General features: G+C 68.0%; 20 protein-coding genes. 12 read left to right on the forward strand and 8 right to left on the reverse strand.

Translation table 11 applies throughout. The features are described 5' to 3' along the window. Positions 1-43: 43 nt before the first annotated feature. From P3W75_RS19885 to P3W75_RS19910, 6 genes are all read right to left on the reverse strand, one after another. Positions 44-481, reverse strand: a complete 438-nt coding sequence (locus P3W75_RS19885; RefSeq protein ID WP_276229024.1) for a bactofilin family protein — start codon at positions 479-481, stop codon at positions 44-46. Between the two features lie 17 nt (positions 482-498). Further along, a complete protein-coding gene (locus P3W75_RS19890; protein ID WP_276229025.1) occupies positions 499-861 on the reverse strand; it encodes a hypothetical protein in 363 nt (120 codons plus the stop codon). Continuing rightward, complete coding sequence (locus P3W75_RS19895; protein ID WP_276229026.1) at positions 842-1,789, reverse strand: M23 family metallopeptidase; 948 nt, start codon at positions 1,787-1,789, stop codon at positions 842-844. Before P3W75_RS19895 ends, P3W75_RS19890 begins: the two co-directional genes overlap by 20 nt. Positions 1,790-1,977: 188 nt before the next feature. Then, complete coding sequence (locus tag P3W75_RS19900; protein WP_276229027.1) at positions 1,978-3,711, reverse strand: ABC transporter ATP-binding protein/permease; 1,734 nt, start codon at positions 3,709-3,711, stop codon at positions 1,978-1,980. Between the two features lie 208 nt (positions 3,712-3,919). Continuing rightward, on the reverse strand, positions 3,920-4,480 hold the full coding sequence (locus P3W75_RS19905; protein WP_276229028.1) for a response regulator transcription factor: 561 nt from the start codon (positions 4,478-4,480) through the stop codon (positions 3,920-3,922). Positions 4,481-4,501: 21 nt separating this feature from the next. Next, positions 4,502-5,758, reverse strand: a complete 1,257-nt coding sequence (locus tag P3W75_RS19910; protein WP_276229029.1) for an ATP-binding protein — start codon at positions 5,756-5,758, stop codon at positions 4,502-4,504. Between the two features lie 194 nt (positions 5,759-5,952). Between P3W75_RS19910 and P3W75_RS19915 the strand changes: the two genes are divergently transcribed. From P3W75_RS19915 to P3W75_RS19930, 4 genes are all read left to right on the forward strand, one after another. Beyond that, entirely contained in the window at positions 5,953-6,666 is a 714-nt protein-coding gene (locus P3W75_RS19915) for an SIMPL domain-containing protein (protein WP_276229030.1), read from the forward strand. A 212-nt stretch (positions 6,667-6,878) separates the two neighbouring features. After that, a complete protein-coding gene (locus tag P3W75_RS19920; RefSeq protein ID WP_276229031.1) occupies positions 6,879-8,480 on the forward strand; it encodes an ABC transporter substrate-binding protein in 1,602 nt (533 codons plus the stop codon). A 60-nt stretch (positions 8,481-8,540) separates the two neighbouring features. After that, entirely contained in the window at positions 8,541-10,139 is a 1,599-nt protein-coding gene (locus tag P3W75_RS19925) for an ABC transporter substrate-binding protein (protein WP_276229032.1), read from the forward strand. Between the two features lie 360 nt (positions 10,140-10,499). Further along, positions 10,500-11,879, forward strand: coding sequence for an OprD family outer membrane porin (locus P3W75_RS19930; RefSeq protein ID WP_276229033.1), 1,380 nt, complete (start codon positions 10,500-10,502; stop codon positions 11,877-11,879). A gap of 72 nt (positions 11,880-11,951) precedes the next feature. Here the strand turns inward: P3W75_RS19930 and P3W75_RS19935 are convergent, their stop codons facing one another. Next, complete coding sequence (locus tag P3W75_RS19935; protein ID WP_276229034.1) at positions 11,952-13,169, reverse strand: M24 family metallopeptidase; 1,218 nt, start codon at positions 13,167-13,169, stop codon at positions 11,952-11,954. Between the two features lie 151 nt (positions 13,170-13,320). Here P3W75_RS19935 and P3W75_RS19940 point away from each other — a divergent pair, with 151 nt between their 5' ends. From P3W75_RS19940 to P3W75_RS19975, 8 genes are all read left to right on the forward strand, one after another. Then, complete coding sequence (locus tag P3W75_RS19940; RefSeq protein ID WP_276229035.1) at positions 13,321-13,884, forward strand: helix-turn-helix domain-containing protein; 564 nt, start codon at positions 13,321-13,323, stop codon at positions 13,882-13,884. 223 nt (positions 13,885-14,107) lie between these two features. Then, complete coding sequence (locus tag P3W75_RS19945) at positions 14,108-15,730, forward strand: ABC transporter substrate-binding protein (protein WP_276229036.1); 1,623 nt, start codon at positions 14,108-14,110, stop codon at positions 15,728-15,730. Between the two features lie 142 nt (positions 15,731-15,872). Next, the gene (locus P3W75_RS19950) at positions 15,873-17,249 is read left to right on the forward strand and encodes an OprD family porin (protein WP_276229037.1); all 1,377 of its coding nucleotides are present in this window, start codon (positions 15,873-15,875) and stop codon (positions 17,247-17,249) included. A 10-nt stretch (positions 17,250-17,259) separates the two neighbouring features. After that, positions 17,260-18,846, forward strand: a complete 1,587-nt coding sequence (locus P3W75_RS19955; protein WP_276229038.1) for an ABC transporter substrate-binding protein — start codon at positions 17,260-17,262, stop codon at positions 18,844-18,846. A 63-nt stretch (positions 18,847-18,909) separates the two neighbouring features. Further along, entirely contained in the window at positions 18,910-19,920 is a 1,011-nt protein-coding gene (locus P3W75_RS19960; RefSeq protein ID WP_276229039.1) for an ABC transporter permease subunit, read from the forward strand. 9 nt (positions 19,921-19,929) lie between these two features. After that, positions 19,930-20,841, forward strand: a complete 912-nt coding sequence (locus P3W75_RS19965; protein ID WP_276229040.1) for an ABC transporter permease subunit — start codon at positions 19,930-19,932, stop codon at positions 20,839-20,841. Between the two features lie 127 nt (positions 20,842-20,968). Further along, entirely contained in the window at positions 20,969-21,940 is a 972-nt protein-coding gene (locus P3W75_RS19970) for an ABC transporter ATP-binding protein (RefSeq protein WP_276229041.1), read from the forward strand. Then, positions 21,940-22,911 (forward strand): peptide ABC transporter ATP-binding protein, encoded by a 972-nt coding sequence (locus tag P3W75_RS19975; protein WP_276229042.1) that lies wholly within the window; start codon positions 21,940-21,942, stop codon positions 22,909-22,911. The genes P3W75_RS19970 and P3W75_RS19975 overlap by 1 nt, the downstream gene beginning before the upstream one ends. A gap of 110 nt (positions 22,912-23,021) precedes the next feature. Here P3W75_RS19975 and P3W75_RS19980 read toward each other — a convergent pair whose 3' ends face one another. Then, on the reverse strand, positions 23,022-23,648 hold the full coding sequence (locus P3W75_RS19980) for a LysE family translocator (RefSeq protein WP_276229043.1): 627 nt from the start codon (positions 23,646-23,648) through the stop codon (positions 23,022-23,024). Positions 23,649-23,669 lie beyond the last annotated feature (21 nt).

The following is a 23,669-nucleotide window of genomic DNA, read 5'->3' on the forward strand; positions in this document are numbered from 1 at the left end:
CGATCATAGCAAGCGCAGGTGCTTCGCGTGCTAACGACTTGCCTCAGGCCGGCTCTTCGTCGGACGCCTCGCGCGGCTGCGGCGCGGGCAGTTCCAGGGGGCGGCCGTCGTCCTCCAGGCGGGTGAGTTTGCCGTCGACGCTGGCACCGTTTTCCATGCTCAGCTGGCGGTAGCGGATGTTGCCGACGACGCGCGCATTGGAGTGCAGCTCCAGCAGGTGCTCGACATGCAGGTCGCCGACGATGGTGCCGTCGATCAGCGCGTCGTAGCTGGTCACGTTGCCCTCGATCCGCCCTTCCGCGCCAAGCGCCAGCAGGCTCTGGGTGCCGGCCTTGTGGCGGACGTTGCCGTGAATGCGCCCCTGCACCTTGAGGCCCTCCTCGAACTCCAGGTCGCCGACCAGCGCCAGGCTGCCCGAGAGCAGGCTGGAAAAGCTGCCCACCGCCACTTGCGGGGCTTTCTTCTTGTGGTTGCCGAACATCGTCTTTCTCCTGAAGGTCACTTGGCGGGTTTCTGCTGGCGGTAGAACGCCAGGTCGGTCTTGAGCTTCTTGATTTCCCCGGACATCTCCGCGATACGCCGCTCCAGCTGCTCGCGCGTGGCCTGGGCCTCGGCCGCCAGCAGGCGCTGGCGCTGCAGCTCGGCGACCAGTTCGGCGTTGCTCGCCTGCAGGGCGCCCAGGTGCTGCTGCGCCTCGCCGTGCTGCTGGCCGCGCCAGGCGTACCAGGAGGCGCAGGCGGCGGCGAGCAGCAGCGCGCCCCACAGCAGCGGCCGGTAGTTGCGCGGCAACCGCGCGCTCGGCCGGTGCTCGGCGCGCAGCAGTTCGCGGGTGGAGTGCGGCCTAGTCCTGCGCCAGGGCATCGATGGCCTGCTCCATGTTGCCGAGGGAGAGGAAGTGCTGCGGGTCGACGAAGTCGCCGTGGTACAGCACTTCGAAGTGCAGGTGCGAACCGGTGGAGCGGCCGGTGGAGCCCATGGCGGCGATGCGCTGGCCGGGCATCACCACCTCGCCGACCTTCACGTAGGCGCGCGACAGGTGCGCATAGCGGGTCACCAGACCGTTGCCGTGGTCGATCTCCACGCGATTGCCATAGGAGCTGAAGGGGCCGGCGGCGATCACCCGGCCGCCGGCGGCTGCCTGGATTTCGGTGCCGCTCGGCGCGCTGAAGTCGAGCCCGGAATGAAAGGCCAGGCGACGGTTGAACGGGTCCACCCGGTTGCCGAAGGCCGAGCCCAGGCGCGCCTGGTCCACCGGGCGATGGGTGGGGATGGCGAGGAAGTCGGCGTTGCGCTGGGCTACCGCGTCGAGCAGCAGGTCAAGCTGGCGGCGCAGGCAGCGCGCGGCCTCGGTGCCCTGGCGCAGGTCGACCAGGGGCGCGGCCTGGCATGGCCGTGGCGGCAGCAGCAGGCCACCCTCGCCGTCGCCGCGCGGCGCCGCGCGATCGCCGGGCACCAGCGCCGGGTCGATACGCGCCAGCTTGCGCGCGATCGCCTCGTGGCCGTCGACCACCTTGAGCAGGTAGGCGGCGTCCTTCTCCAGTACCTGCAGACGGCCGTTCAGCTCGCCCAGGCGCTGCATGGTGAAACGCTCTTCGGGGGTTTCCTGCGTGACGGCCTCGACCACTGGCGCGGCTGGTGCGCTCACGCGGCCAAGCCACAGGCCGGCGGCGAAGGTGCAGGTGGCGAACAGCAGCGCCAGGCCGGCGGTGGCCAGCAGCCAGCGGCGCGGGTCGACCAGGCGCAGACGGTTGCGGGTCAGCGCCTGCCAGTTGGGCAAATGAAGGGGCATGAACGGTACCAGGGCGACTGAGCGATGGAGCCTTTTAACGGAAAGCCGCCGAGGGTACCGGGTAGTGGGTCAGAGAGGCTGTAGCGATGACCAAATCTGCCAACTGTTTACGAATATTCCTACCTCACCCCACCGAGCTGATGGCGAGATGTTTCAGCGTCGCGGAGCAAGGCCCCGCGACGCCGGGATCAAGCCGGCAGAACGGCCTCGACTTCGCGCAGATGACGCTCGTCCAGGCGCAGCTGGTGCGGGTGGAAGCGCTTGAGGTCGGCGCGGTGGCCGATGCTGACCAGGGTCACGCCGGGCAACTGGTCGAGCAGTACCTGGTAGAGCGCCGCCTCGTCGCTGTCGTCCAGCGCCGAGGTGGCTTCGTCGAGGAACAGCCAGGCCGGTGCGTAGAGCAGCGTGCGGGCGATGGCCAGGCGCTGCTGCTCGCCCGGCGAGAGCAGGCGCTGCCAGTGCTGGGCTTCGTCCAGGCGCTCGGCCAGGTGCGCCAGGCGGCACTGGCGCAGCACTTCGCGCAGGCGCTCGGGGCTGTGCCGGCCGGCTTGCTCCGGATAGCTCAGCGCCTCGGCCAGGCTGCCGATCGGCAGGTAGGGTTTCTGCGGCAGGAACAGCGTGCGCGCCGCCGGCATCAGCACCTGCCCGGAGCCGAAGCGCCAGAGCCCGCTCATGGCCCGCAGCAGGGTGCTCTTGCCGGCGCCCGAGGGGCCGCTGATGAGGGTGTGCTCGCCGGGACGCAGGCTGAGGTCGGTGGGCTCCAGCAGGACGCTGCCGTCGGCCAGGCGCAGGCTCAGGTGCTTGAGCTGCAGGCGCTCGCCGTCCTCGCGCACCTCGATGCCGCCGTGCTCGGCCTGGTTCTCTTCCAGCGCGCGGCGGAAGCTCAGCAGACGGTCGCAGGTGGCGCGCCAACCCGCCAGGCTGGCGTAGGCGTTGATGAACCAGCTGAGTCCGTCCTGGACGTTGCCGAATGCGGAGTTGATCTGCATGAGCTCGCCCAGCTGGATCTTGCCGGCGAAGTAGCGTGGCGAGGCGACGATGAAGGGAAACACGGTGGCGATCTGCGCGTAGCCCGAGGAGAAGAAGGTCAGGCGCTTCTGCACGTTCATCAGCTCGCGGAAGTTGTGCCAGACGTTGGCGAAACGCCCCATGAGGCGCTTGCGCTCGTTCTCGTCACCATCGTACTGGGCGATGCTTTCGGCGTTCTCGCGAACCCGCACCAGGCCGAAGCGCAGGTCGGCTTCGTAGCGTTGCTGGCGGTTGCTCAGGCCGATCAGGCGACGCGCGATCAGGTGGGTCAGCCAACTGCCGACCAGGGCGTAGACCAGCGCGGCCCAGAACATGTAGCCGGGGATGTCGACGCCGAACAGCTGGATGCTGCCGGACACGCCCCAGAGGATCACCGAGAAGGACACCAGGCTGACGATATTGCTGATCAGCCCCAGGCCGAGGCTCAGGGTGGTGTCGGTGAAGTCCTTGAGGTCGTCGGTCAGGCGCTGGTCGGGGTTGTCGGTGTAGCCGCGCTGTTCCAGCAGGTAGTAGTTCTTGTGCGACAGCCAGGCGGCGAAGTGCTTCTCGGTCAGCCAGCGCCGCCAGCGGATGGTCAGCATCTGCGTCAGGTACAGGCGGTACACGGCGGTGAGGATGAACACCGCGGCGATGCCCGAGAACATGAACATGAGGTGGATGAAGCTCTTCAGGTCCTTGTTCTGCAGCGAGTTGTAGAAGTCGCGGTACCAGCTGTTGAGCCACACCTGCAGGGCCACCACCACCAGCGACAGGGCGATCACCACGATCAGCAGCAGCCAGGCCGTGCCCTTCTCTTCGCTGCGCCAGTAGGGCGTTGTCAGTTGCCACACCTGGGAAAGAAATCGCCCGCGAACGGCATCGTTCGGGGCGCGGTACTCGGCGCTTTCGGTCATCGGGTCGGGCTCGGCACGGGCACAAAAAAAGAGCGCCCAGTTGGCGCTCCCTGTCTAGAACCTGTCTACGATCTGCTGCGCGTCGGCAGAACTGCGTTGAAAACAGGCGAGTCTGCTCATTTGGCGGACCAAACTGCGCTGCCTCGCCTGTTGTCGCCTTGTTCTGCTCTAGCTCTCAAGATCGTAGATGCAGCTTCTTATGAATTCCTTAACGCCTTACAGGGCGCTTCTGCAGCTTACGCTGCAACGTGCGCCGGTGCATCCCCAGGGCGCGCGCGGTGGCGGAAATATTGCCGTCGTGCTCGGCCAGCACGCGCTGGATGTGCTCCCACTGCAGGCGGTCCACCGACATCGGGTTTTCCGGCACCAGGGTGTCCAGGTCGGCGTGCTGCGAGAGTAGCGCGGTCAGCACGTCGTCGGCGTCGGCCGGCTTGCACAGGTAGTTGGTGGCGCCGCGCTTGATGGCTTCCACGGCAGTGGCGATGCTCGAATAGCCGGTGAGGATCACCACGCGCATCTCGGCGTCCAGCTCCAGCAGCTTGGGCAGCAGCACCAGGCCGGAGTCGCCGTCCATCTTCAGGTCCAGCACGGCGTAGTCGGGCAGGTCTTCCTTGGCCAGCGCCAGGCCTTCCTCGGCGGAACCGGCGACCGATACGCGCAGGCCACGGCGGGTCATGGCGCGCGCCATCACGCGGGTGAAGGTGGCGTCGTCGTCCACCAGCAGCAGGTGGGGTTGTTCTTCGCCTTCGAAAAGGTTCTCTTCGCTCATGGGTACTTCCTCGCGCGTGGGTCAGACCACACCGTAACTGCGCGGCAGGCGCAGTTCGGTAAGCGTGCCGCCGTCTTCATGGTTATACAACTTCACCGTGCCGCCGGCGCGGGTGACGCTGGCCTGGCTGAGGAACAGGCCGAGGCCGAAGCCCTTGCCCTTGGTGGTGAAGAAGGGTTTGCCGAGTTGCTCGGCGATCGCCAGGGGCACGCCGGGACCGTGATCGCGGATGCTCAGGCAGATGTCGGTGGCGTCCCAGTCGACGCTGATGTCGAGGTCGTCCGGGCAGGCGTCGGCGGCGTTGTTCAGCAGGTTCAGCAGGGCCTGGGTCAGGTCGGTCGGCGGGGTCAGGCGCGGGGCGCTGCCCGGGCCGAGGTTCTGGTAGCGGTAGGTGGCTTCCGGGCGCATCAGGTGCCAGCGGCGCAGCACGGCTTCCAGCCATTCGTTGACACCCTGCTCCTGGATGGCCTGGCGGCGGTCGGCCTCGGCCGCGCGCACCAGTTGCTGCAGGGTGTCCTTGCACAGCTTGACCTGCTCCTGCAGCAGGGCCAGGTCTTCCTGCAGCAGCGGGTCCTTCGGGTTCGCCTGGCGCAGCTCCTTGAGCAGCACGCTCATGGTCGCCAGCGGCGTGCCCAGCTCATGGGCGGCGCCGGCGGCCTGGGTGGCCACGGCGAGCAGTTGCTGGTCGCGCATGCCCTCTTCGCGGCGCTGCGCGACTATCTGCTCCTGGCGGCGCAGCGACTGCGACATGCGCGCGACGAAGAAGGTGATCAGCCCGGCGGCCAGGGCGAAGCTCAGCCACATGCCGTAGATCAGCAGGTAGTCGCGCTGCACCGGGGCCATGTCCAGCGGGTGGAACCACACCAGCAGCAGCGTGTAGGCGGCCAGCGCCAGGCCGGCGAGGACGATGGTGTAGAGCCACGGCAGGGTCGCCGCGGCGATGGTCAGCGGCACCAGGTAATAGGAGACGAAGGGGTTCGACGAGCCGCCGGAGAAATACAGCAGGACGCTGTGGATGATCAGGTCGCAGCCCAGCTGCACCGAGTATTCGAGCTCGGTCACCGGCCACGGCCCGCGCAGGCGCAGGGCGGTGACCAGGCACAGCACCAGGGAGACGCCCAGGGTCACGCCCAGGGCCGCCCAGGGCAGCTGGATCAGTTGGGCCTTGTAGGCGATGCCGACCGAGCCGGCCTGGGCGGCCAGCACGAGAATGCGGATCAGCGTCAGGTGCAGCAGGTTCTGCCGGCTGGCAGATAACTGGAAAACCGGTGTGCGCATGGTGAATTCCGGAATTTGCGCGAGTATAGCCAAGCCCCTTCCCCTCTCAGTGCGTCAAAGCGACACAGCATAGTGCCAAGGCTAACCCGAATTAACCCGTTTGAACGCCGACCTGCGTCAAAGGGTCTGACTGTCCGCTTGCGGGGTTCGTCTACCCTGCACCCGGGATTCATTTCAGGACCAAGGAGTTGAACATGTCCGCACTGAAGAAAAACCTCGCCGCCCTGGCCGCGTCCGTCGCCCTGGCCGCCACCGCCTTCGCCGCCCACGCCGACGAGCCGCGCTACAACCTGGTGTCGCTGCACGCCGAGGCCAGCCAGGAAGTGGCCCATGACCAGATGCAGGTGACCCTGTACAACGAAGCCCAGGCCAGCGACCCGGCCAAGCTCGCCGCCGACACCACCGCCGCGCTCAACGCCGCGGTGACCGAGGCGCGCAAGGTCAAGGGAGTGACCGTCAGCCTGGGCAGCCGCAACAGCTACCCGGTATACGACGACAAGGGGCAGAAGATCACCGCCTGGCGCGAGCGCGCCGAGCTGCGCCTGGAAAGCGCCGACTTCGCCGCGCTGTCCAAGCTCAGCGCCAGCCTGCTGGGCTCGCTGAAGATGGGCAACATGAGCTTCAGCATCGCCGACGCCACCCGCCAGCAAAACGAGGACAGCCTGATGAAGAACGCCGTGGCCGCGTTCAAGGCGCGCGCCCAGCTGCTTACCGACTCGCTCGGCGGCAAGGGCTACCGCCTGGTCAGCCTAAGCCTCAACAGCGCCGGCGCGCCGCGCCCGATGCCGATGATGCGGATGGCGGCGATGAAGGCCGACGCCGGCTTCGCCGCGGCCCCGGAGATCGAGGCCGGCACCAGCCAGGTCAGCGTCAGCGCCGACGGCACCATCGAAGTGCAGATGCCCTGATTAGCCCCCCCGCCGCGCCGCCCCGGACGCGGGCGTCGCGGCGTGACCCGGCGGTCCACTTGCGTCAAGGCGACATTCCCTTACGACTTCCGTGCAGCTTCTACACTGTGGCGGATGCGCCCCTTGCGCCCGGCATGTGCCGTGCATAGCTTCAGGTCGACACGACCCACAAGGACGTGCCTCGATGACAACCACAACAAACAGAGGTCAGCATGCGTAAGAATGCCGTCATCCGCTCCATGATCGCCGCCGGGCTGATCGCCAGCGCGCCCTTCGCCCACGCCGCCGGCAACCTGGTGTTCTGCTCCGAAGGCAGCCCCGCGGGCTTCGACCCCGCGCAGTACACCACCGGTACCGAGTTCGACGCCGCGGCGGAAACCGTGTTCAACCGCCTGACCCAGTTCGAGCGCGGCGGCACCCAGGTGGTCCCCGGGCTGGCGGAGAAATGGGACGTCGCCGATGACGGCAAGACCTACACCTTCCACCTGCGCCATGGCGTGAAGTTCCACACCACCGACTACTTCAAGCCGAGCCGCGAGTTCAACGCCGACGACGTGCTGTTCACCTTCGAGCGCATGCTCGACAAGAACAACGCCTTCCGCAAGGCCTACCCCACCGAATTCCCCTACTTCACCGACATGGGCATGGACGCCAACATCGCCAAGGTGGAGAAGGTCGACGACTACACCGTCAAGTTCACCCTCAACGAGATCGACGCCGCCTTCATCCAGAACCTGGCGATGAGCTTCGCCTCGATCCAGTCCGCCGAATACGCCGACCAGTTGCTCAAGCAGAACAAGGCCAGCGACATCAACCAGAAGCCGATCGGCACCGGGCCCTTCGTGTTCAGCCGCTACCAGAAGGACGCGATGATCCGCTTCAAGGGCAACAAGGACTACTGGGTGCCCGGTGAGGTCAAGCTGGACAACCTGATCTTCGCCATCAACACCGACGCCTCGGTGCGCATGCAGAAGCTCAAGGCCAACGAGTGCCAGATCACCCTCAACCCGCGCCCGGCCGACCTCGACGCGCTGAAGAAAGACGCCAGCCTGAACATGCCTTCGCAGCCGGGCTTCAACCTCGGCTACATCGCCTACAACGTCACCCACAAGCCCTTCGACCAGCTCGAAGTGCGCGAGGCGCTGGACATGGCGGTGAACAAGAAGGCGATCATCGACGCCGTCTACCAGGGCGCCGGGCAGCTGGCGGTGAACGGCATGCCGCCGACCCAGTGGTCCTACGACAGCAGCATCAAGGACCCGGCCTACGACCCCGAGAAGGCCAAGGCCCTGCTGAAGAAGGCCGGCGTCGCCGAAGGCACCGAGATCACCCTGTGGGCCATGCCGGTACAGCGCCCGTACAACCCCAACGCCAAGCTGATGGCCGAGATGCTGCAGAGCGACTGGGCGAAGATCGGCATCAAGGCGAAGATCGTCACCTACGAGTGGGGCGAGTACATCAAGCGCGCGCAGAAGGGTGAGCACGACGCCATCCTGATCGGCTGGAGCGGCGACAACGGCGACCCGGACAACTGGCTGGGCACCCTGTACAGCTGCGCCGCGGTGGACGGCAACAACTACTCCAAGTGGTGCGACAAGGATTACGACAAGCTGGTCAACGAGGCCAAGCGCACCCCCGACCAGGCCAAGCGCACCGAGCTGTACAAGCAGGCCCAGCACATCCTCAAGGACCAGGTGCCGATCACCCCGATCGCCCACTCCACCGTGTACCAGCCGATGCGCAAGTCGGTGGAGGACTTCAAGATCAGCCCGTTCGCACTCAACTCGTTCTACGGCGTGGGCGTCGGCAAGTAAGGGCCGTGGCCGCCGCGAGGTGGCCGCTCCGCCATGCCGCGCAGGCTACAGCCGCTCCTGATGCAACGACCGGGTCGCTCCACGTGGGCGGCCCTGGCGTTGCTGTTCGCCGCCGCGCCGGGCCTGGCGCGGCCCCTGGTGGTGTGCACCGAGGCCAGCCCGGAAGGCTTCGACATCGCCCAGTACACCGCCGCCACCACCGCCGACGCCTCGGCCGAGACGGTCTACGAACGCCTGGCGCAGTTCGCTCCGGGCAGCACCCGGGTGGTGCCCGCGCTGGCGCAGAGCTGGGAGATCAGCCCCGACGGCCTGGTCTACACCTTCCACCTGCGGCCCGGCGTGAAGTTCCAGCGCACCGACTACTTCACCCCCACCCGCGAGTTCGACGCCGACGACGTGCTGTGGAGTTTCCAGCGCCAGCTCGACCCGGCGCACCCGTGGAACAAGCTGGCCCCGCGCGGCTTCCCCTACGCCCAGTCGATGGGCCTGCCGGGGCTGATCGAGCGCATCGAGAAAGTCGACCCGCTGACCGTGCGCTTCACCCTGCGCCACCCCGAGGCGCCGTTCCTCGCCGACCTGGCCATGGGCTTCACCTCCATCTATTCGGCCGAGTACGCCAACCTGCTGCTCGCCGCCGGCAAGACCGAGCAACTGAACAACCTGCCGCTGGGCACCGGGCCCTTCGTCTTCCAGCGCTACCAGAAGGACGCCCAGGTGCGCTTCGCCGCCAACCCCGACTACTGGGGCGGCGCACCCAAGGTCGAGCGTCTGCTGCTGGCGATCACCCCCGACCCCAGCGTGCGCATCCAGAAGCTGCGCGCCGGCGACTGCCAGATCGCCGTGTACCCGCGCCCCACGGACATCCCCGCGCTGCGCCAGGACCCGCAGCTGAAGGTCGATGAGCTGGATTCCCTGCTGGTCGCCTATGTCGCCCTCAACACCCGGCACAAGCCGCTGGACGACGTGCGCGTGCGCCAGGCCATCAACCTGGCCTTCGACCGCGACGCCTACCGCAAGGCGCAGTTCGGCGAGGGCGGCGCCAGCCCGGCGGTGGCACCCTACCCGCCGACACTGTGGGGCTCCGACCCGGAACTCAAGGGCTGGCCACGCGACCTCGCACGCGCCCGCCAGCTGCTCGGCGAAGCCGGCATCCAGCCGGGGCAGAAACTCAGCATCTGGACCCGCCCCGGCGGCGGCCCGACCAACCCTAACCCCGGCATCGGCGCGCAGATGCTGCAGGACGACCTGGGCAAGCTGGGTATCCGCGCCGACATCCGTGTCTACGAGTGGGGCGAGCTGATCCGCCGCGCCAAGCACGGCGAGCACGACCTGCTGTTCATGGGCTGGGTCGGCGACAACGGCGACCCGGACAACTTCCTCACCCCGAACCTGTCCTGCGCCGCCGCGCAGAGCGGCGAGAACATGTCCGGCTGGTGCAACCAGGCGTTCGACGACCTGCTCCGCCAGGCCCGCGCCAGCACCGACCAGGACACCCGCGCGGCGCTGTACCGCCAGGCCCTGGCGATCTTCCAGCGCGAGGCGCCGTGGATAGCGCTGGCCTACCCGAAGCAGTTCGTGGTGCTCAGCCCCAGGGTCAAGGGCTTCACCCTGAGCCCGTTGGGCTCGAACAACTTCACCCATGTCGAACTGGCGCCCTGAGGCCCTGCCAACCGGCGGCTCAGTAGCGCCCGGCGGCGTCTATTCCGTGGCCTCGCGCAAGCGACATAGTGAAGCAGCGAGGCGTTTTCAGGTGGTGGCCGGCCGGTTCATGCCGTAACGTCCTCGCCAGCATGCCGGCCTACCCGGCCGCATGCCCTTCGCGGCGCAGCCAACCGCCAGCGCCGCCCCCGACGCCCGCCTACCGCCACGGGCGGCCAGGCGCCCAGCCGGACCGGCCAGGCGCCTTCCCCGACAACATCCCCACTCCACGTTTCCGCCTTGCCGCCGGCCATATCGGCCGTCATCGGCGCGCATGCCCGCATGCCCGCCGCGCACAGCACGAGAAACCAGGAGCATCAGATGATCCCGTCACGTATCCGTCCCGCCACCCTAGGGCTGGCGCTGGCCGTCGGCAGCAGTTGCCCGGCCTGGGCGCTGGAAGAGGACGAGCGCAACGACCAGGCCACCGCCAAGGGCTTCCTCGAAGGCCAGAGCCTGACCCTCTCCACCCGCAACTTCGCCTCCCGCGAACAGAAGCATGGCCGCTTCGTCTTCAAGATCCCCAAGGACAACGGCTACGAGCCCACCCACAGCCGACGCGCCTGGGTCCAGGGCAGCATCCTGCAGTACAGCTCCGGCTACACCCAGGGCCCGCTCGGCTTCGGCCTCGATCTTGGCGCCTTCCACGCCCTCAACCTGGAGCGCGGCAAAGGCGTGGTCGCCGGCGGCAGCAATCGTACCCTGACCGACGGCGACGGCCGCCCGCTGGACGAGTGGTCCAAGCTCGGCATCGCCAACCTGCGCCTGCGCATGTCCAACAGCGAACTGCGCGCTGGCCGCTTCAGGATCGATACGCCGGTGCTGGCCAGCAACGACAACCGCGTCCTGCCCTCCACATTGCGCGGCATCGGCCTGACCAGCGAGGAGGTGAACGGGCTCGCGCTGCAGGCCGGCAGCTTCGATCGCATCAGCCCGCGCACCGGCGCCGGCGACGAGAAGCTCACTACCAGCTACGGCGACCGCAAGGCCAAGGGAGACCGCTACAGCTACCTCGGCGGCACCTACCGGGCCACCGAACGCCTCGCGCTCACTGCCTATGGCGGCGACTTCGAGGATATCTGGCGGCAGTACTACCTGGGCTTCGCCCACCGCCTGGGCGACCCCGAGGTGCTGGCCCTGCACACCCGCTTCGATGGCTACAGCACGCGCGACAGCGGTAGCCGCAAGGCCGGCTACATCGACAACGACACCTGGAGCCTGGCCTTCACCCTCGCCCGCGGCGCCCACAGCCTGATGGCGGGCTGGCAGCAGGTCGACGGCGACGAGTACTTCGACTACGTCAACGAGACCGCCGCCATCTACCTGGTGAACTACCTGCAGTCCGACTACAACGGCCCCAACGAGAAGTCCGCCCAGCTGGCCTTCGGCACCGACTGGGCGCCCTACGGCATACCGGGGCTGAGCAGCACGCTGTGGTACGCCAAGGGTTGGGGCATCGACGGTACCCGCTACGCCGGTGACCGCAACGGCGCCCACGGCAGCTACGCCGAAGTGCGCAAGCAGGACGGTGAAAGGCACCGCGAGCTGGGCCTGACGGTCGCCTACAAGTTCCAGGACGGCCCGCTCAAGCGCAGCAGCGTCAAGCTGACCTACCGGCGCCACCGGGCTAGCCAGAACCAGGCTGACGGCAGCATCGACGACCTGCGCCTGATCACCACCCTGCCCTTCAACCTGCTGTAGCCCACCCGGCGCCATCGCCCGCCGGCGGTGGCGCCTAGAAGCCCGATCGGGAGCCCCTGCAGAGCTCCGCCGTCAGGCTTCCAGCCCGAATGGATCGTCTATCGAATGGCTCGGCCGGGTGAACCAGCGCGGCCCTTCGGCGCTCATGTAGAAGTGGTCTTCCAGGCGAATGCCGAACTCACCGGGCACGCAGATCATCGGCTCGTTGCTGAAGCACATGCCGACCTCCAGCGGCGTCTGGTCGCCGCGCACCAGGTAAGGCCCCTCGTGGATGTCCAGGCCGATGCCGTGGCCGGTGCGGTGCGGCAGGCCCGGCAGGGCGTAGTCCGGGCCCAGGCCGGCGGCCTCCAGGCAGCGCCGCGCGGCGGCGTCCGCCGCCTGGCAGGGTTGGCCCAGCGCGGCGGCGTCGAAGGCGGCCTGCTGCGCGGCCTTTTCCAGGTTCCAGAAGCGCCGCTGGCGCTCGCTCGGCGTGCCGAACACGTAGCTGCGGGTGATATCGGAGTTGTAACCGTGCAGTTGGCAGCCGGTGTCGATCAGCACCATGTCGCCCTCGCGCAGCGGGCGCGGTTCGCGCACGCCGTGGGGGAAGGCGCTGTCCTCGCCGAACAGGACGATGCAGAAGGTCGAGCCGGGCGCGCCGGCACGCCGGTGCGCCGCCTCGATGAAACGCGTCACCTCGCCGGGCGTGATGCCCTCGTGGAGGATACTGGCGGCAGCCTTGTGCACCTCCAGGGTCATGTCCTTGGCCCGCTGCATCAGCGCCAGCTCGGCCCGCGACTTGCGCTGCCGGCCCGGCTCCACGGCCTGGCTCGCGTCCACCAGGCGCAGCGAACCGGCCACCTCGCGCAGACGCTCGGCCATGCCGAACGGCAGACTCGGGCACAGGCCGACACGGGCGTTGGCCGGCACGCCCAACTCGACCAGGGTGTCCACCAGCAAGCGATAGGGGCTCTCATGCTCCTGCCAGGTGCGCACGTCCCCCGGCAGCACCTGCAGGTCGCGCACCGTGCCGTCCTCGAAGGCCGGCGCGAGGTACAGCGGCGCGCCCTCGGCGGGCACCAACAGGCCGACCAGGCGCTCGCTGGGGCTCCACTTCAGACCGCTGAAATAGCGCAGGTGGCTGCCGGCATCGACGAACGCCGCCGCCAGGCCCTGCTCGCGCAGGCGCCGTTGCAGGTCGGCCACGCGGCCACGGTGCTCGTCCAGGCCGATCGGCGCCACGCCATCGGTCATATCCCGCAGGCCCGCCAGCGCCTGTTCCGGGGTGCGTCCCCCTACGCCCAGTGTCATCGCCTCGCTCCACGTCATTGATCCAGGCTCGGATTTAAGCAGGACTGAAAAACCGCGCCAAGCCCATGGTTATAGTTGCCCCAGAAAAAACCCTGCACAGCAGGTGCCGGCTTCCTCGGTATACTCGCGAAATCCGTCAAGAGTTTCAGCCATGAGCGTAGATCGCATCGGAGAACGCCTGCGCCGCTACCGGCGCGCCGCGAAGAAAACCCTCAACCAGGTGGCCGCCGAATCCGGGCTCACCGCCAGCTTCCTGTCCCAGGCCGAACGCAACCTCACCGGGGTCTCGCTGTCGTCCCTGGCGAGCATCGCGCGCTCGCTCGGCGTGCCGCTCAACAGCCTGTTCGAACAACCACTGCAACCCGCGCCGGACTCCCACCAGGGCGAGCGCGTGCGCTACGCCATCGAGGGCCAGTCGCTGGGCTACGAGCGCCTGTCCAGCGCCTTTCCCGGCAACCAGCTGAATGCCGTGAAGATGCACATGCCCGTCGGCTACCAATCGGAAATCAGCGTCCACGAAGGCGCGGAATTCGCCTACGTGCTCAGCGGCAGCATCGTCTACACCATCGACGGCCACAGCTACCCGCTGGGCCCCGGCGACTCGGTGCACTTCGACGCCGGCAAGTCGCACAGCCTGCGCAACGCCGGCGATGCGGGTGCCGAAGTGCTGACGGTGACCACCATGCCGCTGTTCGGCGAGCACCCCGGCAGCTGAAACAGAAACCTAGGTATTAGGAAATTTCCGTTTTTCGCGATTCAGCCGATTTCAGGTTGCCCTTAGATTTCAGTCGGACTTAATTTCGCTTTCACGCCGCTCACTCCGGTGAGCGAGCCCGAAACCCGTCTCGCACCCCGACCGCGAGACGCGAAGTCCGAGCCGCCGTGGCCCAGCCCCGGCGCGCATCCCTGATGCCTAGAACAACAAAGAGGGGAACCGCATGCGTACGCTACGCCGAGTCCACCTGCATTCGCTGATCGCCGCCGGGCTGCTCGCCGCCGGGCTGCTCGCCGCCAGCGCGGCCTGCCTGGCCAAGGGCAGCCTGGTGTACTGCTCCGAAGGCAGCCCGGCCGGCTTCGACCCTGGCCAGTACACCACCGGCACCGATTTCGACGCCACCTCGGAACCGCTGTTCAACCGCCTGGCGCAGTTCCGCCCCGGCGCCACCGAAGTGGTGCCGGCCCTGGCCGAACGCTGGGAAACCAGCGCCGACGGCAAGGCCTGGACCTTCCACCTGCGCCCCGGCGTGAAGTTCCACAGCACCGGCTACTTCACGCCGACCCGCGACTTCAACGCCGACGACGTGCTCTTCACCTTCCAGCGCATGCTCGACCGCGAGCATCCGTTCCGCAAGGCCTACCCCACGGAGTTCCCCTACTTCACCGACATGGGCCTGGATCGCACCATCGCCCGCGTAGAGAAGCTCGACGAGCACACGGTCAGGTTCGTGCTCAACGACGTCGACGCCGCCTTCATCCAGAACATCGCCATGCCCTTCGCGGCCATCCACTCCGCCGAGTACGCCGGGCGCCTGCTCGAACGCGGCCAGGCCAGCGAGCTCAACCAGAAGCCCATCGGCACCGGCCCCTTCATCCTCACCCGCTACCAGAAGGACGCGCTGTTGCGCTTCAAGGGCAACCCGGACTACTGGCGGCCCGATGACGTACGCCTGGACACGCTGGTGTTCGCCATCAACACCGATGCCTCGGTGCGCATGCAGAAACTGCGCGCCGGCGAATGCCAGGTCAGCGTCAACCCGCGCCCGGCCGACCTCCAGGCGCTGAAGAACGACCCGCAACTGAAGCTGCCCTCGGAGCCGGGCTTCAACCTCGGCTACCTGGCCTTCAACGTCACCCACCCGCCGCTGGACCGTGTCGAGGTGCGCCGCGCGCTGGACATGGCGGTGAACAAGCCGGCGATCATCGACGCCATCTACCAGGGCGCCGGGCAGCTGGCGGTGAACGCCATGCCGCCGACCCAGTGGTCCTACGACGAATCCATCAAGGGCCAGGCCTACGACCCCGAGCGGGCTCGCGCGCTGCTCAAGCAGGCCGGCATCGCCGAGGGCACGCGGATCACCCTCTGGGCCATGCCCGTGCAGCGCCCATACAACCCCAACGCCCGGCGCATGGCCGAGATGATCCAGGCCGACTGGGCCAAGGTCGGCATCCAGGCACAGATCGTCAGCTACGAATGGGGGGAGTACATCAAACGCTCCCACGCCGGCGAGCACGACGCCATCCTGCTCGGCTGGACCGGCGACAACGGCGACCCGGACAACTGGCTGGGCACCCTCTACGGCTGCGATTCGGTCGGCGGCAGCAACGCTGCCCACTGGTGCGACCCGGACTACGACAAGCTGGTCAAGCAGGCCAAGGCCACGACCGACCACGCCGAGCGTGTCGCCCTCTACCAGCGGGCCCAGCGACGCCTGGCGGAGCAGGTGCCGATCAGCCCCATCGCCCACTCCACCGTGTACCAGCCCATGCGCCAGTCGGTGCAGGGCTTCCAGATCAGCCCCTTCGGGCGCAACGCGTTCGACGGCGTGAGCAACCAGCCCTAGCCGTGACGGACTCTGCGGGCCGGCCGGCCCGCAGGCGCATCAGTCCGTCGCAGAACGGACGTCATCCACCCAACCCTTCAGCACAGCGTTCCGCCGGGCGCGCACGCGCGCGTTCGTCTCCGGAAGGACCAAGGAGCACCCGATGAACCGACTGCATTTCACCCCCGCCCTGTTCGGCCTGGCCCTCACCGCCGGCTTCAGCTTCCCGGCCTGCGCCGAAGACGACGACCCACGTGGCCAGGCCGGCGCTACCGGCTTCGTCGAAGGCCAGAAGCTGACCTTCAGCACCCGCAATTTCTTCGCCAACGAGCGCAAGCGCGACAGCTTCTACTTCCACATCCCCAAAGCGGACGGCTCGGAGCCCACCCGCGACCGCCATACCTGGGTGCAGGGCAACATCCTCCAGTACAGCTCCGGCTATACCCAGGGCACGGTCGGCTTCGGCCTGGACCTGGCCGGCTTCAACGCCATCAACCTGGAGCGCGGCAAGGGCGCGATCGCCGGCGGCGGCAACCGCACCCTGACCGACAGCGACGGCGAAGCGCTGGAGCAGTGGTCGAAACTGGGCATCGCCAACCTGCGTCTGCGGGTGTCCAGCACCGAGCTCAAGGCCGGGCGCTTCCAGGTCGAGACGCCGGTGTTCAACAGCATCGATAACCGCGCCCTGCCCTCCAGCTTCAATGGCATCGGCCTGCTCAGCGAGGAGTTCAGGGGCCTGTCGCTGCAGGGCGGCAGCTTCACCCGCGCCAGCCCGCGTACCGGCGCCGGCGACGAGGACTTCACCACCGAGTACGGCACGCGCCAGGCCAAGGGCGACCGCTACAGCTACCTCGGCGGCACCTGGAAGGCCCTCGACAACCTCTCGCTGAGCGCCTACGGCGGGCATTTCGAGGATGTCTGGAACCAGTACTACTTCGGTTTCTCCCACGACCTGGGCGACGCGCAGGAACTGGCCCTGAACAGCAGTTTCAACCTCTATAGCACCCGCGACACCGGCACCCGCGAGGCCGGCTACATCGACAACGACACCTGGAGCCTGGCCTTCACCCTCAGCCGTGGCGCCCACGCCCTGATGCTCGCCTGGCAACAGGTCGAGGGCAACGAGTACTTCGACTACGTCCACGAGACCTCGGCGATGTACCTGGCCAACTCGCTGTTCTCCGACTACAACGGGCCCAACGAGAAATCCCTGCAATTGCGCTACAGCACCGACTTCGCCCCCTACGGCATGCCCGGCCTGAGCACCTCGGTGTGGTACGCCAAGGGCTGGGACATCGACGGCACCCACTACGCCGGCGACCGCAATGGTGCCTATGGCAACTACGCCGAGGTACGCGCGCAGGATGGTGAGAAGCATCACGAACTGGGCCTCACCGGCACCTATGTGGTGCAGGATGGCGCCCTCAAGCGCAGCAAGATTCGCCTGATGTACGTGAAGCACCTGGCCAGCCAGAATCAGGCCGATGGCAGCCTCGACGAGGTCCGCCTGGTCAGCACCTTCCCCTTCGACCTGCTCTGAGGACACCGCCATGCGCGCCGGAATGCCTTGCCTGCCCCTGCTTCTGGCGCTCTGCGCCAGCCCCGTGCTGGCGCAGAACCTGGTGGTCTGCACCGAAGCCAGCCCGGAGGGCTTCGACATCGTCCAGTACACCGGCGCGGTCACCGCCGACGCCAGCGCCGAGACGGTCTTCAACCGCCTGGTGGCGTTCCGCCCGGGCAGCACCGAGCTGGTGCCCGGCCTGGCCGAGCGCTGGGAAGTCAGCCCCGACGGGCTGACCTACAGCTTCCACCTGCGCCCCGGAGTGAAGTTTCACAGCACCGACTACTTCACCCCCAGCCGTACACTGAACGCCGACGACGTGCTCTGGACCTTCCAGCGCGCGCTCGACCCGAAACACCCCTGGCACGCCTCGGCGCCGCGCGGCTACGCTTACTTCGAGGCCATGGGCATGGGCGAGCTGATCAAGTCCGTGGACAAGCTCGACGACCTGACCGTGCGCTTCACCCTCAACCACCCCGAGGCGCCTTTCCTCGCCGACATGGCCATGGGCTTCGCCTCGATCTACTCGGCCGAATACGCCGACCAGTTGCTCAAGGCCGGCAAGCAGGAACTGCTCAACAGCCAGCCGATCGGCACCGGGCCCTTCGTTTTCAGCCGCTACGTGCGTGACGCCCAGGTGCGCTTCAAGGCCAACCCGGACTACTTCGCCGGCAAGCCGGCGATCGACAACCTGGTGTTCGCCATCACCCTCGATCCCAACGTGCGGATGCAGAAGCTGCGCCGCAACGAGTGCCAGATCGCGCTCTACCCCAAGCCCGCCGACGTGCCGCAGCTACAGAAGGAAGCGGGCCTGGCGGTGGACAGCATCGACGCCCTGCTGACCACCTACGTGGCCATCAATACCCAGCACAAGCCGCTGGACGATGCCCGCGTGCGCCAGGCCATCAACCTGGCGATCGACAAACCGGCACTGCTGGACGCGGTGTTCGGCCCCGGCGCGGCGACCCCGGCGGTAAACCCCTACCCGGCCACGCTACTGGGCTACAACAAGGCGCTGCAGGACTGGCCGCACGACCCGCAACGGGCCAGGGCGCTGCTCAAGGAGGCCGGGGTGGACGGCCTGAAGCTGACCCTGTTCATCCGCAACGGCAGTTCGCCGACCATTCCCAACCCAGCGCTGGCGGCACAGATGCTGCAGGCGGATCTGGCCAGGGTCGGCATCGAGCTGCAGATCCGTTCGCTGGAATGGGGTGAGCTGCTCAAGCGCTCCAAGGCCGGCGAACACGATCTCTCGCTACTCGGCTGGGCCGGCGACAACGGCGACCCGGACAACTTCCTGAGCCCCAACCTCAGCTGCGCGGCGGCGAAGTCCGGGGAAAACCAGGCGCGCTGGTGCGACGCGGGCTTCGAGGCGCTGATCCAGCAGGCCCGGCGCACCGACGAACGGTCGAAACGGCAGGAACTTTATGAAAAGGCGACAAAGATATTCCACGAACAGGCCCCCTGGATTCCCCTGGCGCATCCTAAGCTGTTCAATGTGCGCCGCAGCAATATCGAGGGCTACACCATCAGCCCGCTGAGCAACAACAACTTCACCGCCATCCAGGTGAAGTAACAAGAAAAAGCGGCGTCCGCCCCACCCGGCGGGCAGCCGCGCGATGAGGAGTGCTCCATCACCATGCTGAGTTTTATCGCACGCCGCTTCGGCCTGCTCATTCCCACCTTCTTCGGCGTCACCCTGCTGACCTTCGCGCTGATCCGCATGATCCCCGGCGACCCGGTCGAGGTGATGATGGGCGAACGCCGCGTCGACCCGCAGATGCACGCCGAAGCCATGCACCGCCTGGGCCTGGACAAGCCGCTGTACCAGCAGTATTTCGACTACATCGGCAACCTCGCCCAGGGCAACCTCGGCGAATCCCTGGTGACCCGCGACAGCGTCTGGCACGAGTTCCTCACGCTGTTCCCGGCGACCCTGGAACTGGCCCTCGCCGCGCTGCTCTTCGCCGGCGTGTTCGGCCTGCTGGCCGGGGTGATCGCGGCGCTCAAGCGCGGCTCGATCTTCGACCACGGGGTGATGACCATCTCCCTCGCCGGCTACTCGATGCCGATCTTCTGGTGGGGCCTGATCCTCATCATGCTGTTCTCCGTGACCCTGGGCTGGACCCCGGTGTCCGGGCGCCTCGACCTGCTCTACGACATCGAACCGAAGACCGGCTTCATGCTCATCGACACCCTGCTCGCCGACGAGCCGGGGGCCTTCCTCGACGCGCTGCACCACCTGATCCTGCCGGCCATCGTGCTGGGCACCATCCCGCTGGCGGTGATCGCCCGCATGACCCGTTCGGCGATGCTCGAGGTGCTACGCGAGGACTACGTGCGCACCGCCCGCGCCAAGGGCCTGTCGCCGGCCCGCGTGGTGTTCGTGCACGCCCTGCGCAACGCCATGATCCCGGTGCTCACGGTGTTCGGCCTGCAGGTCGGCGCGCTGCTCGCCGGCGCGGTGCTGACCGAAACCATCTTCTCCTGGCCGGGCATCGGCAAGTGGCTGATCGACGCCATCAGCCGCCGCGACTACCCGGTGGTGCAGAACGGCATCCTGCTGGTCGCCACCCTGGTCATCCTGGTCAACTTCGTCGTGGACATCCTCTACGGCCTGGTCAACCCGCGCATCCGCCACCAGCGCTGAGGAGCCCCCATGACTTCGCTGCACAACGCTCCCGCCGGCGACCCGAGCCTGGTCTACCCCTCGCCGCTGAAAGAATTCTGGCAGGCCTTCGCGCACAACAAGGGCGCCGTCGGCGGCCTGCTGTTCATGGCGCTGATCGTGTTCTGCGCGCTGTTCGCGCCCTGGGTCGCGCCGCACGACCCCAGCGAGCAGTTCCGCGACTTCCTGCTCACCCCGCCGGCCTGGCTGGCCGGCGGCAACGGACAGTTCCTGCTGGGCACCGACGAGGTCGGCCGCGACATGCTCTCGCGGCTGATCTTCGGCGCGCGCCTGTCGCTGATGATCGCCCTGAGCTCGGTGGTCATCTCGCTGCTGCCGGGGCTGGTGCTGGGCCTGGTCGCCGGCTTCTCGCCGAACCGCCTGGGCCCGGTGATCATGCGCCTGATGGACATCATGCTGGCGCTGCCCTCGCTGCTGCTGGCGGTGGCCATCGTCGCGGTGCTCGGCCCCGGGCTGATCAACACGGTGATCGCCATCGCCGTGGTCTCGCTGCCGTCCTACGTACGCCTGACCCGCGCCGCGGTGCTCGGCGAGATCAACCGCGACTACGTCACCGCCTCGCGCCTGGTCGGCGCCGGCACCTGGCGGCTGATGTTCGTCACCGTGCTGCCGAACTGCATGGCGCCGCTGATCGTGCAGGCCACCCTGAGCTTCTCCTCGGCCATCCTCGACGCCGCCGCCCTGGGCTTCCTCGGCCTCGGCGTGCAGCCGCCGACCCCGGAGTGGGGCACCATGCTGGCCTCGGCGCGCGACTACATCGAGCGCGCCTGGTGGGTGGTGAGCCTGCCGGGCCTGGCCATCCTGCTCAGCGTGCTGGCGATCAACCTGGTTGGCGACGGCCTGCGCGACGCGCTGGACCCGAAACTGAAGAGCGCGGCGTGAGGACAATGCGAATGACGACCCTCATGCCCTTCGTAGGAGCGAGCTTGCTCGCGAACCTGCAACCTCCCGCCGCCCGTCTTCGCGAGCAAGCTCGCTCCTACAAGAACGACTCACCGGAGACCGCCGTATGAGCCTCCTGGAAATCCGCAACCTGTCGGTGCGCTTCGGCGGCGCCGACGCCGTGCCCGTGGTCGACGGCCTCGACCTCGACGTCGACAAGGGCGAGGTGCTGGCCATCGTCGGCGAGTCCGGCTCGGGCAAATCGGTGACCATGATGGCGCTGATGGGCCTGATCGACGCCCCCGGCCGCATCACCGCCGACACCCTGCGCTTCGACGGCAGCGACATGCTCACGCTCAAGGGCCGCGAGCGCCGGCGCATCGTCGGCAAGGACATCGCCATGGTCTTCCAGGACCCGATGACCGCGCTCAACCCCAGCTACACCGTGGGCTTCCAGATCGAGGAAGTGCTGCACCTGCACCTGGGCCTGCGCGGCAAGGCGGCGCGCCAGCGCGCCCTGGAGCTGCTGGAGAAGGTCGAGATTCCCGGCGCCGCGCAGCGCCTGGATGCCTACCCGCACCAGCTTTCCGGCGGCATGAGCCAGCGCGTGGCGATCGCCATGGCCATCGCCGGCGAGCCCAAGCTGCTGATCGCCGACGAACCGACCACGGCGCTCGACGTGACCATCCAGGCGCAGATCATGGAACTGCTGCTGAACCTGCAGCGCGACCAGGGCATGGCGCTGATCCTGATCACCCACGACCTCGCCGTGGTCGCCGAGACCGCCCAGCGCGTCTGCGTGATGTACGCCGGGCAGGCGGTGGAGATCGGCCAGGTGCCGGCGCTGTTCGACCTGCCCACCCACCCCTATACCGAAGCGCTGCTCAAGGCGATTCCCGAGCACAGCGCCGGCGAAGAACGCCTGGCCACCCTGCCCGGCATCGTCCCCGGCCGCTACGACCGGCCGCAGGGCTGCCTGCTGTCGCCGCGCTGCCCCTATGTGCGGGACAACTGCCGCAGCGTGCGCCCGGCCCTGGAGGCCCACGAACGCGGCGCGGTGCGCTGCTTCTACCCGCTGAACCTGAAGGAGCTGGTCTGATGGAAGCCGTACTGACCGCCCGCGACCTGACCCGCCACTACGACATCGCCCAGGGGCTGTTCAAACCCCACGCCCTGGTCCGCGCCCTCAACGGCGTGTCCTTCGAACTGCAGGCCGGCAAGACCCTGGCGGTGGTCGGCGAGTCCGGCTGCGGCAAGTCGACCTTGGCCCGCGCCCTGACCCTGATCGAGGAGCCCACCGCCGGCTCCCTGCGCATCGCCGGCCAGGAGGTGAAGGGCGCCAGCGCCGAGCAGCGCAAGCAACTGCGCCGCGACGTGCAGATGGTGTTCCAGAACCCCTACGCCTCGCTCAACCCGCGGCAGAAGATCGGCGACCAGCTGGGCGAGCCGCTGCTGATCAACACCAGCCTGTCGCGCGCCGAACGCCGCGAGCGGGTGCAGGCGATGATGCAGCAGGTGGGCCTGCGCCCGGAGCACTACCAGCGCTACCCGCACATGTTCTCCGGCGGCCAGCGCCAGCGCATCGCCCTGGCCCGCGCCATGATGCTGCAGCCCAAGGTGCTGGTGGCCGACGAGCCGACCTCGGCGCTCGACGTGTCGATCCAGGCCCAGGTGCTCAACCTGTTCATGGACCTGCAGGAAGAGTTCGGCACCGCCTACGTGTTCATCTCGCACAACCTGGCGGTGGTGCGCCACGTGGCCGACGACGTGCTGGTGATGTACCTCGGCCGCCCGGCGGAAATGGGCCCGGCGGACAAGCTCTACGAACGCCCGCTGCACCCCTACACCCGCGCCCTGCTCTCGGCCACCCCGGCGATCCATCCGGACCCGAGCAAGCCGAAGATCCGCATCCAGGGCGAACTGCCCAACCCGCTCAACCCACCCAGCGGCTGCGCCTTCCACAAGCGCTGCCCCTACGCCACCGAGCGTTGTTCGGCGGAGGTGCCGGAGCTGCGGGTGCTGGATGAGCGGCAGGTGGCTTGCCACCATGCGGAGCAGTTTCTTGGGTAGCCGGGGCTGGGCCCCGACACCAGGACAGCCCATTTGTAGGAGCGAGCTTGCTCGCGAACCCGCCCAACGCCACTCGCGTGGGCGGAATCCATTCGCCAGCGAGCTCGCTCCTATACCTCCCTCAGCAACGCCAAGCGCGCGCCGAAGCCGATCAGCAGGGTGGCAAAGGTCCACTGCTGCACCCGCCGCGCCAGCGCGTGCCGCTCCAGCCAGCGGCCCAGCCGCGCGCCGCTCAGCGCGTAGAAGCTGTCGAAGGCCATCCCCACCAGCACCAGCAGCGCGCCAAGCGCGGCGAACTGCAACGCCAGCGGCCCGGCGTCCGGCCGCAGGAACTGCGGCAACAGCACCGAGCAGAACAGCAGCGCCTTGGGGTTGAGCAGGTTGGTCAACAGGCCGTTGCCGAAGGCCCGCCGCCAACCGTCGGAGCCTGCCGGCGCCGGCTGCTCGGTGCCCGGCAGGGGCGGTCGCGCCAGCAGCATGCGCAGGCCCAGCCAGGCCAGGTAGGCCGCACCGGCCAGGCGCACCAGGTCGAAGGTCCAGGGCACCGTGCGGAACAGCAGGGCCAGGCCGGCACCGGCAAGGGCCACGTGACAGGCCCGCGCCAGCGCCAGGCCCAGGGCGGTGACCAGCGCGCGACGGGCGCCCTGGGCGGCGCCGGTATGCAGTAGCAGGAGCATGTCCGGCCCGGGCAGCAGGTAGACCATCGCCAGGGCCAGCAGGAAGACACCGAAATCCATGGTTCGCACTCCGCAGTCGGG

The organism is Pseudomonas citronellolis (assembly GCF_029335315.1).
GTDB classification, from domain to species: Bacteria; Pseudomonadota; Gammaproteobacteria; order Pseudomonadales; family Pseudomonadaceae; genus Pseudomonas; species Pseudomonas citronellolis_A.